The 13,055-nt window shown below is 59.6% G+C and carries 13 protein-coding genes; 10 read left to right on the top strand and 3 right to left on the bottom strand.

Annotated features, from left to right (window positions below; genetic code table 11):
* Positions 1 to 22: 22 nt before the first annotated feature.
* Entirely contained in the window at positions 23 to 478 is a 456-nt protein-coding gene (locus tag QMK33_RS12395; protein WP_283564906.1) for an energy transducer TonB, read from the top strand.
* Positions 479 to 574: 96 nt separating this feature from the next.
* On the top strand, positions 575 to 1,129 hold the full coding sequence (locus QMK33_RS12390) for a DUF5606 family protein (protein ID WP_283564905.1): 555 nt from the start codon (positions 575 to 577) through the stop codon (positions 1,127 to 1,129).
* 115 nt (positions 1,130 to 1,244) lie between these two features.
* Here the strand turns inward: QMK33_RS12390 and fbp are convergent, their stop codons facing one another.
* A complete protein-coding gene (gene fbp / locus QMK33_RS12385) occupies positions 1,245 to 2,258 on the bottom strand; it encodes a class 1 fructose-bisphosphatase (RefSeq protein ID WP_283564904.1) in 1,014 nt (337 codons plus the stop codon).
* 87 nt (positions 2,259 to 2,345) lie between these two features.
* Between fbp and QMK33_RS12380 the strand changes: the two genes are divergently transcribed.
* From QMK33_RS12380 to QMK33_RS12355, 6 genes are all read left to right on the top strand, one after another.
* Positions 2,346 to 3,680, top strand: a complete 1,335-nt coding sequence (locus QMK33_RS12380) for an aspartate kinase (protein ID WP_283564903.1) — start codon at positions 2,346 to 2,348, stop codon at positions 3,678 to 3,680.
* Positions 3,681 to 3,808: 128 nt separating this feature from the next.
* Positions 3,809 to 4,390 carry a peroxiredoxin gene (locus QMK33_RS12375; protein ID WP_283564902.1) on the top strand — a complete coding sequence of 194 codons (582 nt, stop codon included), beginning with the start codon at positions 3,809 to 3,811 and terminating at the stop codon, positions 4,388 to 4,390.
* Between the two features lie 201 nt (positions 4,391 to 4,591).
* A complete protein-coding gene (locus QMK33_RS12370; protein ID WP_283564901.1) occupies positions 4,592 to 5,770 on the top strand; it encodes a 3-deoxy-D-manno-octulosonic acid transferase in 1,179 nt (392 codons plus the stop codon).
* A 96-nt stretch (positions 5,771 to 5,866) separates the two neighbouring features.
* Entirely contained in the window at positions 5,867 to 6,793 is a 927-nt protein-coding gene (rsgA, locus tag QMK33_RS12365) for a ribosome small subunit-dependent GTPase A (protein WP_283564900.1), read from the top strand.
* 179 nt (positions 6,794 to 6,972) lie between these two features.
* Positions 6,973 to 8,538 carry a hypothetical protein gene (locus tag QMK33_RS12360; RefSeq protein WP_283564899.1) on the top strand — a complete coding sequence of 522 codons (1,566 nt, stop codon included), beginning with the start codon at positions 6,973 to 6,975 and terminating at the stop codon, positions 8,536 to 8,538.
* Positions 8,539 to 8,584: 46 nt separating this feature from the next.
* Positions 8,585 to 9,475, top strand: a complete 891-nt coding sequence (locus tag QMK33_RS12355; RefSeq protein ID WP_283564898.1) for an NAD(P)-dependent oxidoreductase — start codon at positions 8,585 to 8,587, stop codon at positions 9,473 to 9,475.
* 88 nt (positions 9,476 to 9,563) lie between these two features.
* On the opposite strand, the gene QMK33_RS12350 is transcribed toward QMK33_RS12355, so the two are convergent.
* Complete coding sequence (locus QMK33_RS12350; RefSeq protein WP_283564897.1) at positions 9,564 to 10,199, bottom strand: fasciclin domain-containing protein; 636 nt, start codon at positions 10,197 to 10,199, stop codon at positions 9,564 to 9,566.
* A gap of 169 nt (positions 10,200 to 10,368) precedes the next feature.
* Between QMK33_RS12350 and QMK33_RS12345 the strand changes: the two genes are divergently transcribed.
* The gene (locus QMK33_RS12345) at positions 10,369 to 10,833 is read left to right on the top strand and encodes a peptidylprolyl isomerase (RefSeq protein WP_283564896.1); all 465 of its coding nucleotides are present in this window, start codon (positions 10,369 to 10,371) and stop codon (positions 10,831 to 10,833) included.
* 85 nt (positions 10,834 to 10,918) lie between these two features.
* The gene (locus QMK33_RS12340) at positions 10,919 to 11,425 is read left to right on the top strand and encodes an endonuclease V (RefSeq protein ID WP_283564895.1); all 507 of its coding nucleotides are present in this window, start codon (positions 10,919 to 10,921) and stop codon (positions 11,423 to 11,425) included.
* Between the two features lie 95 nt (positions 11,426 to 11,520).
* On the opposite strand, the gene QMK33_RS12335 is transcribed toward QMK33_RS12340, so the two are convergent.
* Positions 11,521 to 13,044 carry a sigma 54-interacting transcriptional regulator gene (locus tag QMK33_RS12335; protein WP_283564894.1) on the bottom strand — a complete coding sequence of 508 codons (1,524 nt, stop codon included), beginning with the start codon at positions 13,042 to 13,044 and terminating at the stop codon, positions 11,521 to 11,523.
* Positions 13,045 to 13,055 lie beyond the last annotated feature (11 nt).

Here is a 13,055-nt window from a genome sequence, read left to right as displayed (position 1 = left end):
GGCTTTGTCCTTCCTTATTAACATGAAAAAAATACTGCTTACGCCCCTGGCTATCTGCGGCTTGCTGGCCGCCGCCCACGCCCAAACGCCCAAGCCCAATACGGTGCCACCCTCGCAGACGGTGCCGCCAACCGAACAGGGCGCGGGCATTGCCCACGTAGGCAAAGACGTTCCGGTGGCGGCTTACTACGAAGGCGGGCAGGAGGCGATGTACGCCTTCATTGCCAAGGAGTTGAAGTACCCGCTGATGGCCAAGCGCAACCGCATGCAAGGGCGCTGCATCGTGAGCTTTACCCTGAACCCCGATGGCACCATGCAGGGCCTGCGCATTGTGAAGCAAGTGGGCGGCGGCACTGGTGAGGAGGCGGCTCGCGTGGTGCGCCTGCTCAAGTTCAAGAAACCCGAATACCCGATTTTAACCAGCCTACCCATCGACTTCAAGCTCGGCGTTACCGGCTCGAATGCGTTGGAAAACTAAGAATGAAGAAAGAGGCGTGAAGAACTGCCCGGTTGGCTTTGCACCTTTCACTCCTTGCCCTTTATTCTCCATTGCCAATTCCTAACTACAAAAAGAATGCCCTACGATTTGAAAGAGCTGGCGGCCATCAGTGGCCAGCCGGGTTTGTTCCGCCTGGTGCGGCCCGCCCGCCATGGTGTGTTGGTTGAAAGCTTGGACGCCAAAGCAACCCGCTCGCTGGCCCCGGCCAGCAACAAAGTATCACTGCTGAGTGAAATCGGCATCTACGCCCAGGATTCGGACGATACGGTGCCGCTGACGGAGGTTTTTGAGCGCATTTACCAGCAGCACGGTACTAGCCTGTCCGTTACGAACAAGTCTAGCGAAAGCGAGCTGACCGAGTTTTTGGCCGGCGTGCTGCCCGAGTACGACCGCCAGCGCGTGTACCAGTCCGACATCAAGAAGCTCGCTACCTGGTATGGTATTGTGAGCCAACATCTTACCTACACGGCTGCCACGGAGGCTGCCGACGAGCCTGCTGCCGACGAGCCCTTGAGCACCGGCGGCGTAATCGGCGCGGAGGATGAGGCCGCCACGCCCACCGGCAACCCCGAGGTAACTACGGAAGCTGCCCCGGCTGCCAAAAAGAAGAGCAGCAAGAAAGCGGAGTAAGTTTCGTTTTTGGTTACAAAAAAGCCGTTCCTGAACTTAGGAACGGCTTTTTTTGCGTATAGGCTAAGCTTTAGCTTACCGCCATTGGGTGGCGCGGGCGGCGGCAAGATGAAGCTTACCCTACATTTTCTTTTTCTTTCGCCAGGAAGGCTTCGGCTTGCTCTACCAGCTCGCGGCTGCCGATAAAAACGGGGCAGCGCGCGTGGCAGGTTTTAGGCTCAATCTCGAGGGTGCGGTGGACGCCATCGGAGCTTTTGCCGCCGGCTTGCTCCACGATGAAGGCCAGCGGGTTGCACTCGTACATGAGGCGCAGCTTGCCGCCGGGCGCTTTGGCAGTGGCGGGATAGATGTAGATGCCGCCTTTGAGCAGGTTGCGGTGAAAGTCGGCCACCAGCGAGCCGATGTAGCGGGCCGAGAAATTGGTAGCCTTGCAGTGTTGCACGAACGCGGCCACGCCGGGCGAAAACGAATCGGACGAGCCTTCGTTGATGGAGTAAACGGCACCGGTTTTGGGCGTTTGGATATCGGGGTGCGAAAGGAAAAATTCGCCCAGGCTGGGCTCATAGGTAAAGCCGTTGACGCCGTTGCCAGTCGTGTACACGAGCATCGTGCTGGAGCCGTAGATAACGTAGCCCGCCGCCACCTGGTGGGTGCCGGGCTGGAGGCAATCGGCCTCGGTGCCCTCGCGGCCGGTGGGTGAAATACGCCGGTAGACGCTGAAAATAGTGCCGATGCTAACGTTCACGTCGATGTTGCTGCTGCCGTCGAGCGGGTCAATGGCTACCACGTACTTACCCTGGTTGTTACCGGTCTGGATGATATCCTCATCCTCCTCAGAGATGATGGTGCAGACTTCGCCGCCATTGCGCAACGCCCTGATAAACCGAATGTTGGCAATTACGTCAAGCTTCTGCTGGTCTTCACCCTGCACGTTGCGGTTGCCGTAGGCCCCGGCAATGTCGATGAGGCCCGAGCGGTTGATTTCGCGGTTCACGATTTTGGCGGCCAGCGCAATATCGCGCAGCAGTTGCGACAGCTCCCCGGTGGCATAGGGGAAATCTTCCTGCTTGCGCATGATGAAGCGGTCGAGGGTAGTGCCGACGGGCAGGGCGAGTTTGTTGTGGTCCATAAATAAAAGAGGGGCGAGAGCTAGCGCAAAGCTACCGATGCCGGGCTAAGCTACCTAAATGCGGCGCGCAAGCTAGTTTTGGGGCCTATGGGAAATGAATTGACAGGCTTGCAAGTCTACAAATTTGGCGGGGCCTCGGTGAAGGATGCGGCGGCGATACTGAACCTTTGCCGCATCGTGCGCGACTTTGGGCCCAAGGGGCCGCTGCTCATTGTGGTATCGGCGATGGGCAAGACGACTAATGCGCTGGAAGAAATTTTTGACCTAGCTTACTATGGGCAGGACTACTCGGCGCAGTTAGCGGCGCTGGAGGCATATCATCAACAGGCGCACATAGAATTACAGGAACAGTTGGTTGAATACCGGGAGAACTTAGATGAATCAGAGTCTCCAATGATGCCTTTTGCTACATTAAAAAAAGCTTTGGCCCAAGTGCTGCCAAACGCTGATTATGATGAAGGATATGACCAAATTATTAGTTATGGTGAGTTGCTTTCCGCAAACATCGTTGCCAATGCATTGGCTTACTACAATTTAGATAGACCAGTGCATTGGTATCCAACCAGTGGTTTAATTCAGACAGACTTAACCTGGCGAGAAGCGCGGGTTGACTGGGTAACAACGGAGCAAAATGTATGCAGTACTGCCGATACCTTTTTTCGGGCCGATAATAATCTCTTCCACACTGGCAGAAACGCTATTATTGTCACCCAAGGCTTCGTTGGCGGCACGACTGACGGCCGCACTACCACCTTAGGCCGCGAGGGTTCTGATTATACGGCCGCCATCCTTGCCTATTGCCTGCGGGCCGAGTCGGTGACCATCTGGAAGGACGTGCCGGGCCTGCTCAACGCCGACCCCAAAATATTTGCTGATACGGTGCTGTACCCCGAAATCAGCTACCAGGAAACGATTGAAATGGCGTTTTACGGGGCCAGCGTGATTCACCCCAAAACGTTGAAGCCGCTGGCTGAGCGCGGTATTCCGCTGCGGGTGAAGTCGTTTCTGGACCCGGCCGCGCCGGGCACGCTCATCCACGACTGCCAGCACGCGCCGCTGGTGCCGGCGTTTATCCGCAAGGCTGGGCAGGGGCTACTATCATTTGAGAGCAAGGATTTTGCGTTTATTTCGGAGGAAAACCTGGAGGTAATTTTTGGAGCGCTGGCGCAGGCGCGGCTCAAAATCAACCTTATGCAGAACTCGGCCATCAGCTTTTCGGTGTGCGTCGATTACTCCGCAATGCGGGTGCAGCGGCTGCTGGAGCTGCTGGGCGGGCAGTTTCGCATCCAGTATAATGCTGATTTGACGCTCTTTACGATTAAGCATTACGACCAGGCTAGTGTAGAGCGGCTGACCGGCGGGCGGGTGCTGCTGCTGGAGCAGCGCACGCGTAGCACGTTCCAGTTTTTGGTGCGCGAATAACCGTTTGAGGACGTTTGGAGTATGAGGCGGCAGCAACGTCTTAGCCCGCAGAAGGCGCGGAGGTTTTGCGCAGAAGTCGCAGAGGCAGACGGACCTAATTCATACTTTCTACTTTATAATTCACTATAATGCCCGTTCTCGTTGGTAAGCGCGCGCCTGTTTTCAAGGCCCCGGCCGTTATTGGCCAGCAACTGGAGGAAGATTTTTCGCTCGACCGTTATCTGGGTAAGCGCTACGTACTCCTGTTTTTTTACCCGGCCGATTTTTCGAGCCTCTGCCCTACCGAGCTACTGGCTTTTCAGGCCATGCTGCCCGAGTTTGAGCGCCGCGGCGTGGCCGTGATTGGGTGCAGCACCGACTCGCACCAGGCGCACCAAGCGTGGCTGCGCACGCCGCAGGCCGAGGGCGGCATTGCGGGCGTTACGTACCCGCTCATTGCCGACGCCAACAAGACTATCTCGGCCAACTACGACGTGCTGGCCGGCCACTACGACTACAACGAAGCCGGCGAAATGACTTTTATTGGTTCGCCGCAGGCCTACCGGGGCCTGTTTTTGATTGACCGCGACGGCATTGTGCGGCACCAACTCGTGAACGACCGCTTCCTGGGCCGCCGCATCTCCGACGCCCTGCGCATGGTCGATGCCCTGCGCCACTACGAGGAGCACGGCGAAACCTGCCCCGCCAATTGGGAGGCCGAGGAGAGCTGAGCGTGCGGTAAGCTTCCGCTTGCCGTCAATAGAATAAAAGCTTTTATTCTATTGACGGCAAGCGGAAGCTTACCGCACATATTTACCGTATTTTTGGGGCCGCGTTCGGACTTTTTATTCTGAGCGCGGCCTTTTTTGCTTTTTATATATTCTTTAGCATTAGCACTTTACGCTTTATTGCTGCGCCTAGCGTCTCCGTTTGTGCCCAAGGCGGCGGCCTGGGTGGCGGGCCGCGCGGGGCTGCTGCCCCGCATTGCGCAGGCGCTGGCCGCCGATGCCGCGCCGCGCCTGTGGGTGCACTGCGCCTCGCTGGGCGAGTTTGAGCAGGGCCGCCCGCTCATTGAGGGGCTGCGCGGGCAGTACCCCGGCCACAAAATTGTGCTCACGTTTTTTTCGCCCTCGGGCTACGAGGTGCGGCAGCAGTGGGCGGGGGCCGACTACATCTTCTACCTACCGCTCGATACGGCCGAAAATGCCCAGGCGTTCCTGCAAAGCGTGCAGCCCAAGCTAGCGGTGTTCGTCAAGTACGAGTTCTGGTATTTTTTCCTGCGCGAACTGCGGCAGCGGCACATTCCGGCGGTGGTGGTGGCGGCCATCTTTCGGCCCGACCAGGTTTTCTTCCGACCCTGGGGCGGTTTTTTTCGAAAAATTCTGGGTGAGCTTAGCCACATTTTCACTCAGAATGAAGCCTCGGCCGAGCTGCTGCGCGGCATTGGTCTAGTGCGGGTGAGCGTGGCCGGCGACACCCGTTTCGACACCGTGGCGGCTACGGCGCTGGCCCCCGCCCGCCCCCTGCCGCTGGCCGAAGCCTTCGTGGCCGATGGCGCGCCCACGCTGGTAGCCGGCAGCACCTGGCCCGAGGACCTGCCCGCCCTGGCCCCGCTGCTGCGCAAGCACGCCCGCAGCATGCGCTTTATCGTGGCCCCGCATGAGGTAAGCGAGGCACACCTGCTGGAGGTGGAAGCTGCCCTGCCGGGCCTCACGGTGCGCTACTCGCGGGCCACACCCGCCACCGTGGCCGACGCCCGCCTGCTGCTCATCGACAACGTGGGCATGCTGAGCCAGCTTTACCGCTTCGGGCGCTTTGCCTACATTGGCGGGGCGTTTGGGGCCGGCCTGCACAACACGCTGGAGGCGGCGGCCTTCGGGCTGCCAGTATTTTTTGGGCCGCGCTACCAGCGGTTTCAGGAGGCGGTGGAGCTGGTGGAGTTGGGCTGCGCCTTTTCGGTGCGGTCGGCTCAGCAACTCGAATCAGCCTTTGACCGGCTGTATTACAATGAGGAGACTCGCCTGAAAGTGCAGGATATGAGCCTCGACTACGTGCACACGCACGCCGGGGCCACGGGCCGCATTCTTTCCCAATTATCAATTATCAACTAACAGATATCAGTTGCCGACGGCCCATCTTCCGGCCTACGCACTGGCGTTAATTTTTTGATTAAATTGCTAATTGCTAACCGATAATTGCTGATTGAGATGAGAGGAATTGTCGTTAAATCTACCGGCTCGTGGTACGTGGTGCGCGAAACGCCGGGCGGGCAGCTGCACCGCTGCCGGCTGCGTGGCAAGTTTAAAAACCAGGGCCTGAAGGTGAGCAACCCGCTGGCCGTGGGCGATGTGGTGGAGTTTGAGGTTCCCGAGCAGTCGGAGGGCGCGGGCGTGATTCATACCATTGTGCCGCGCCGCAACTACATCATCCGGCGCTCGGTGCACAAGAGTGAGCACGCGCACATTGTAGCCGCTAACCTCGACCAGGCGCTGCTGGTGGTGACGCTGGTATCGCCGGTTACGTCGTTTGGCTTTATTGACCGCTTCTTGGTTACGGCCGAGGCGTATCATTTACCTGCTTTATTAATATTCAACAAATCAGACCTTTACGATGAAGATACCCTGGACTACCAGCGCCAGATAGCCGGCATGTACGAAAGCCTGGGATACCCCAGCGTGCTGTGCTCGGCCGAAACGGGCGATAATGTGGTGGCTGTAGCCTCGCTGCTGCCCAACAAGATTTCGCTGCTCTCGGGGCATTCGGGCGTGGGCAAAAGCACGCTTATCAACGAGCTGGTGCCCGACCTGGACCTGAAAACGGCCGAAATCAGCGCCTTTTCCGACAAGGGCAAGCACACCACCACCTTCGCCGAAATGCTGGAAGTGGTGCCCGGTACCTACCTCATCGACACGCCCGGCATCAAGGAGCTGGGCCTGGTAGATGTGCCCGCCGCCGAGCTGGCCGGCTATTTCCCCGAGATGCGCGCCCTGCTCAACCAGTGCCGCTACCACAACTGCCAGCACGTGCACGAGCCCGGCTGCGCCGTGCGCGAAGCTATGGACCAGGGCAAGCTGGCCGTGCCGCGCTACGAAAGCTACCTCAGCATGCTGGCCGACGAAGACAACCGGCATTAGGAGAACCAGCACGTTTAGGAATCTAGTAAAACGTCGTGCTCATCTGGCGTCCACGCAGGGAAGTGTCTTGCTTGCATATCTTGAACAATGCCCGAATAATGCGAGCAAGACACTTCCCTGCGTGGACGCCAGATGAGCATGACGGTCTTGCTTTCTACTTCCTAATTCCTTCTTCAGCCATGCTGGTCAGCCTGTTGCCCGTGCCCTTCGCCGATGCCGGCCGCCAGCGGCAGTACGAGGCTGTGCGGGCTGCCCTGCACGCCGAAACCGGCGCGCCAGGCACCGTGCTACTGGGCAACCTGGGGGCCTTTACGCCCATTGAGGTCGATGTACTGGTGGTGCGGCCGGGCAGCGTAACGCTGGTGCTACTCACGCCCTGCGCCGGTCACCTAACCCTGCCGGCGCTGGCCCACGGTGCCTGGCAGCTTGGTGGGCAGCCGCTACCCGGCTACGTGGGTAATGGCAACCCATTTGTGCACTACCAGCAGCAACTACCCCTAGCCCTGAGTTGGTTGAGCGAGCAATTGGGCTTGCCCGAAAGTGAGTTGCCGCCATGCGCAGGCATTGCCTTGCTCGACGCACCGCTTACTTTTGGGCCCGAGGTAGAAGCGCAACTGCATAGCCACGCGGCAGCCCACGATTTTCAGCTGGTGGGTAATGCCGTGCGGCTTCACGGCCACCTGCGCCAAAATTCTGGCGATGAAGAACATATACTGACTGAGGACGAGCTCCTGGAATGGGGCGAGTACCTGGGCAACGAACCTTACGTGCCCCACGAAGGAGGTAGGCCTGAAAGTCTGCTCGCAGACCTGCCTGCTTTTCTAACGCAGAAGCTGCGGCAGCTGTGGCGCTGGCTGGGGGCCGAAGACATCCCTGCCGACCCACCCTACGGTGGCGGCCCACCCGACCAGCACCTGCGCGACCAGCAGGAGCAAGTCCGCCTCCAGCAGCTGCGCCACGAGCTGCAAACCGAGCTGCACCAGCAGCGCCAAGAAGCCACTACCCGCGAGGCCGCCCGCACCCAGGAGCTAACCCAGCTGCGGCAGCAGCTGGCGCAAGCCGGGCTGTCGGCCACTGCGCGCCGGGCCGAGCAGCAAACCACCGCCAAGCTGGAAGATGAACTGCGCACCGCCCGCGCTGAGCTAGCCGGCCGCAACCACGAGCTGGATACGCGCATTCAGCAGTTAGGCTTGCTTATCAAGCAGTTACAAACCACGAACAAACCCGTTCAAGTATCGGCCCCCGCGCAGCCTGCGGCGGTTAGCCCGCCAGTAGCTACGGTTGCTGCGCGGCAGCCCGCGGGCCAAGCGGTAACGCAGCCGGTGGCGAAGCCTCGCACGCCTTCATTTCGCCGCCTGCGCCAGGCCGAGCGCTGGGGCGTGGTAGCACTGGTATTGGCTAGCCTGGGTGTGGGTACCTGGGGCGTGGCGCAGCTGGCGCACCCGCCTCGCCCGCGCCCCGCCACCACGGGCGTACCGCGCACCGGCCCCACTTTCCGGGCGCAGGAAGAGGCAACACCCAATGTGGTTTACGTAGTCGATAGCACCCTGGCACCAACCCAGGCCGATACCGACGGTGCCTCGCTGTATTCGCCTGATAAGGAACCAGCCGACGAAACGGAATCGTCAGTACTTACCCACGCGCCAGCCAAGCCGCTCATCGACAGCATAGTAGCGCCCGCCACGGGTGCCCCCGCGCCCAGCGTGGGCCCCGACTCGGCGGCTACGCCCAGCCCTGGCCCGTAGGTTTTGCGTACACCCAGCCATTTTAGGACGCTTACCTCCTCTTTTCATGGCTGATAAAATTGCCTTTTTGGGCTTGGGCAGCATGGGTGCGGCAATGGCCGCCAACTTGCTCAAAGCCGGTTTTCCGCTCACCGTTTACAACCGCACCGCCGCCAAAGCCGAGCCCCTGCGCGAGCAGGGTGCCGCCGTAGCCGCCACGCCCGCCGAGGCCGTGCGCGACGCTACCATCGTCTTCACGATGCTCACCGATGACCAGGCGCTGGAAGAAATTACCACCGGCCCCGACGGCATCCTGAGCGCGCTGCCTGAGGGCGCCATCCATGCTTCGTGCAGCACCGTGGCCCCCGATACCAACCGCCGCCTGGCCGAGGCGCACGCCGCCCACGGCTCGGTGCTGGTAGCCTCCCCCGTTTTTGGCAAGCCTGATGTGGCGGCCCTGGGCAAGCTCTGGGTAGGCTGCTCGGGGCCGGCCGAGGCCCGTGAGCGCCTGCAAGCCGCGCTAGCCGCCATCGGCCGGGGCACCCACGATTTTGGCGATGACCCCGGCGCGGCCAGCGTGGCCAAGCTGTGCGGCAATTTCCTGCTCGGCACCGTAATCGAAGGCATGGCCGAAGCCCTGACGCTGGCCGAAAAAAGCGGCCTCGACCGCGTGGGCTTCTATAATATGCTGACCACCACGCTTTTCGATAACCCTATTTATAAAGGCTATGGCAAACTCATTGCCGAGCAGCACTACCAGCCGGTGGGCGCGCCACCGGCCATTATTCGCAAAGACATGAACCTGGTGGTGCAGGAGGCTTACAAGCAGGCCGTGCCCATGCCCTTCGCCAACATCATCCGCGACCGCCTCACGGCCACCGTGGCCCGGGCCGAGCCCGACGTAGACTGGGCCAGCTTCGCCCAGCGCGTGTCGGAAGACGCGGGACTTGGCAAATGAGTAAAAGGAGTAAATAAGTAAGGGGAGTAGTGTCGTTCTTACAGTAGAACGACACTACTCCCCTTACTTATTTACTCCTTTTACTCAGTTACTTAGCCAGCGGCAGTACCACGGTATCGATAACGTGAGTGACGCCGTTTTTCGATACTACGTCGGCAATGGCGACGGTAGCGGGGGCATCTTTGCCGTTGCCTACCATCACTTTACCGTCTTTTACCATTACGTGCAGCTTCTCGCCGTTCACGGTGGTTAGTTCCTGGCCGTCCTTGAGGTCAGCGGCCATCAGGCGGCCGGCAATTACGTGGTAGGTCAGTACGCCTTTTAGCTTGGCGGCGTTGGCGGGGTCGGTAAGGGCGGCCACGGCGGCCTTGGGAAGCTTTGCAAAGGCATCGTTGGTGGGGGCGAATACAGTGAAAGGACCAGCGCCCTTCAGCGTTTCAACCAAGCCAGCCTGCTTTACCAGCGATACGAGCGTGCTCACAGTCTTAGCAGCTGCGGCGTTGTCTACGATGTCTTTGTCGGCCGTCATGGCCACACCGTCTACCATCACGCCACCGGGCTTAGCCATGCGGGCCGAGTCGCCGGCCATAGCGGCTACCGAGTCGGCGGGGTTAGCCGTGGCAACTTCAGTAGTGGTGGTTTCGGTGGTTTTGTCACTACCGCAGCTAGTGAGGCCCAGCGAGATGGCAACGGCGGTGGCAAGGGGGAAGAACAACTTCTTCATGGAAAACGATAAAAAAAGGGATGAGGTGAAAACCAAGAGCTTTGCTTACGTAATAAGCTGGCCTCCCGGTTCTGCCTAAACCCCAGCGGCCACCGGCTGGTTTACCTTCGCAGTGCGCTGCGCTTATCCGCAGCGCCTATTCCCACCCCTCATTTTACGTTGTTTTTCGATGAAAACTGCTGAAATCCACACGCCTAAGGGCGTTATGAAAGTCGAGTTCTACGAGCAGGACGCCCCCAACACGGTCAAAAACTTTACCGACCTGGCCAGCAAAGGCTTCTACGACGGCACTAAGTTTCACCGCGTTATCCCGAATTTCATGATTCAGGGTGGCGACCCCAACACCAAGCCCGGCGCCAAAGGCCAGCCCGGCACCGGCGGCCCCGGCTATAAAATCGACTGCGAAACCAGCGGCGGCAATCAGCACCACGAGCGTGGTGTGCTCAGCATGGCCCACGCCGGCAAAAACACTGGTGGCTCGCAGTTTTTTATCGTGCACGACCGCCAGAACACCGCCCACCTCGACCGCGTGCACACCGTGTTCGGCAAAGTAGTGGAAGGCCTGGACGTAATTGACCAGATTCGCGGCAACGACGAGATTACCAAAATTGTGGTAACGGACGACGCGGCGTAAGCGCTGCTTGCTTCGCATTTTTTAAACGAAGCCTTTTCGCGTTCGCGAGAAGGCTTCGTTTTTTAGTGCCTAATCAGAAGATTATATGATACTTGCCCTTGACGTTGCCTACGCCGAAACCCAAGGCTACGCCGTGGCCGTCGCCTTTCCTACCTGGGATGCGGCGGCAGTAGCGGCCAGCTACGCAGCCACCGTTTCGCCCATTGCGGAGTATGAGCCGGGCGCTTTCTACAAGCGCGAATTACCCTGCCTGCTGGCCGTGCTGGCGCAAATAGACCTGGCCACCGTGAGCTGCGTGGTGGTGGATGGCTACGTTACGCTGGGGGCAGAGGCGCGGGCCGGCCTGGGCCAGCACCTGTACGAGGCGCTGGGCAGTCGGTTGCCGGTGGTTGGCGTGGCCAAAACGCGGTTTGCGGGCGTGGCCCCGCAGGTGGCGGCCGTGCTACGCGGCCAGAGCCAGAGCCCCCTCTACGTGACGAGCGTGGGCCTGCCGGTGGCCGAGGCGGCGCGGCTGGTAGCGACTATGCACGGCGACTACCGCTTTCCCACGCTGCTAAAGGTGCTGGATGACTTGACGAAGCGAACAAGGTGAGACCAGTGCGCTGCGCCGCAAAAAAGGCCTGCGCACCATTTTGGTACGCAGGCCTTTACGTTTCAGCGGCAAGCTAAAGCTTACCTCACATTGTGTTAGCGGCGCTTGCGCGGCTTTTGCTCTTCTTCGTCCTCGTCGTCGTCATCACCGAAAGTGGGCATAGTAAACATCGACGAAAGCAGGTCTTTAAACTGCGCGCCGGCCGTGAGGCGGTTGCGCGAGATGAGCGAGTGCTCGGCCAAGCCGTGCAGTAGGAATTCCATGAGGAAGTACGTGCTTTCGGCGTCTTCCTTGGGGTGCAGCTCGGTCACGATGTCGCGCAGGCCGGGCACTTTGTCGAGGGCGGCGCGGTAGTCGGTGGTGCTGGCATCGTGCAGAATATCCAGCGTATTGCCGTTGCCAAACCACTCCTGCACCGTTTTGTAGGGCGAGGGGCGGTTCTTGAGCTTCTTCGATTTGTCGGGGTCGGGGAAGTAATTCAGGAACAAGGTGCGGATAGCCTTGCCCATGAGCTTTTCGGCCACGATGCCCGCGCCCTCCTGCTCGCCTTCGTACACCAATTCTACCTTGCCGGTGATGGCGGGCACGGCCGAGATGAAGTCGGCCAGGCGTACGTAGGTATTGCTCTCCCCGTTGATGAGCGCGCGGCGCTCGGCCCCGGCAATCACCTGCTCGTAAGCCGAGATGGTGAGGCGGGCCGATACGCCCGACTTCGCATCCACAAACTCGGAACCGCGGGCCTCTACGGCCACCTGCTCCACGAGGTCGTGCATAATTTCGTTGCTGGTTACCAAGCCTTTCTGCTCCTCTTTAATACGGGCTTCCTGCTTGGTAATGCGCTTGCCAATCTCAATCGACTTGGGATAGTGGGTGATAATCTGCGCGTCAATCCGGTCCTTGAGCGGCGTCACGATGCTGCCGCGGTTGGTATAGTCCTCGGGATTGGCAGTGAATACGAACTGGATATCGAGCGGCAAACGCACCTTGAAACCCCGAATCTGGATGTCGCCTTCCTGCAAGATATTGAACAGCGATACCTGGATACGAGCCTGTAAGTCAGGCAGTTCGTTAATCACAAAAATACCCCGGTGCGCCCTGGGTATCAGGCCGAAGTGAATCACACGCTCATCCGAATACGGCAGCTTGAGCGTGGCGGCTTTAATGGGGTCGGCGTCGCCGATGAGGTCGGCCACCGTCACGTCGGGCGTGGCGAGCTTCTCGGTGTAGCGGTCGGCGCGGGCCATCCAACTCACGGGCGTGTCGTCGCCTTTCTCGGCAATAAGGTTTTTGGCAAATACCGATAGTGGCTGCAACGGGTCGTCGTTCAGCTCTGAGCCCTCCACTACCGGAATGTATTCATCAAGCAGGTTGATGAGCAGGCGCGCGATGCGGGTTTTGGCTTGGCCGCGCAAGCCCAGCAGGTTGATATGGTGCCCGGCCAGGATGGCGCGCTGCAACTCAGGAATCACAGTTTCTTCGTAGCCGAAGATGCCCGGAAATACGTCTTCCTTGTTTTTGAGCTTGAGAATGAGGTTGTCCCGCAACTCTTGCTTAACGGTGCGGGGCTGGTAACCACTGGCGCGCAATTGGCCCAGGGTGCGGATAGTTTCGTGCTTCATAAAATGTAAAA

The sequence above is a fragment of the Hymenobacter sp. H14-R3 genome (genome assembly GCF_030063445.1).
Classification (GTDB): Bacteria; Bacteroidota; Bacteroidia; order Cytophagales; family Hymenobacteraceae; genus Hymenobacter.
Note: the sequence above shows the minus strand (reverse complement) of the source record. Positions and strands in the feature narration are given on the sequence as shown.

Coding starts and splice junctions, on each gene's coding strand:
- QMK33_RS12355 (WP_283564898.1), top strand. CDS start 8,585: ATGGCTGATAAAATTGCCTTTTTGGGCTTGGGCAGCATGGGTGCGGCA.
- QMK33_RS12350 (WP_283564897.1), bottom strand. CDS start 10,199: ATGAAGAAGTTGTTCTTCCCCCTTGCCACCGCCGTTGCCATCTCGCTG.
- QMK33_RS12340 (WP_283564895.1), top strand. CDS start 10,919: ATGATACTTGCCCTTGACGTTGCCTACGCCGAAACCCAAGGCTACGCC.
- rsgA (WP_283564900.1), top strand. CDS start 5,867: ATGAGAGGAATTGTCGTTAAATCTACCGGCTCGTGGTACGTGGTGCGC.
- QMK33_RS12395 (WP_283564906.1), top strand. CDS start 23: ATGAAAAAAATACTGCTTACGCCCCTGGCTATCTGCGGCTTGCTGGCC.
- QMK33_RS12375 (WP_283564902.1), top strand. CDS start 3,809: ATGCCCGTTCTCGTTGGTAAGCGCGCGCCTGTTTTCAAGGCCCCGGCC.
- fbp (WP_283564904.1), bottom strand. CDS start 2,258: ATGGACCACAACAAACTCGCCCTGCCCGTCGGCACTACCCTCGACCGC.
- QMK33_RS12380 (WP_283564903.1), top strand. CDS start 2,346: ATGGGAAATGAATTGACAGGCTTGCAAGTCTACAAATTTGGCGGGGCC.
- QMK33_RS12345 (WP_283564896.1), top strand. CDS start 10,369: ATGAAAACTGCTGAAATCCACACGCCTAAGGGCGTTATGAAAGTCGAG.
- QMK33_RS12390 (WP_283564905.1), top strand. CDS start 575: ATGCCCTACGATTTGAAAGAGCTGGCGGCCATCAGTGGCCAGCCGGGT.
- QMK33_RS12335 (WP_283564894.1), bottom strand. CDS start 13,044: ATGAAGCACGAAACTATCCGCACCCTGGGCCAATTGCGCGCCAGTGGT.
- QMK33_RS12360 (WP_283564899.1), top strand. CDS start 6,973: ATGCTGGTCAGCCTGTTGCCCGTGCCCTTCGCCGATGCCGGCCGCCAG.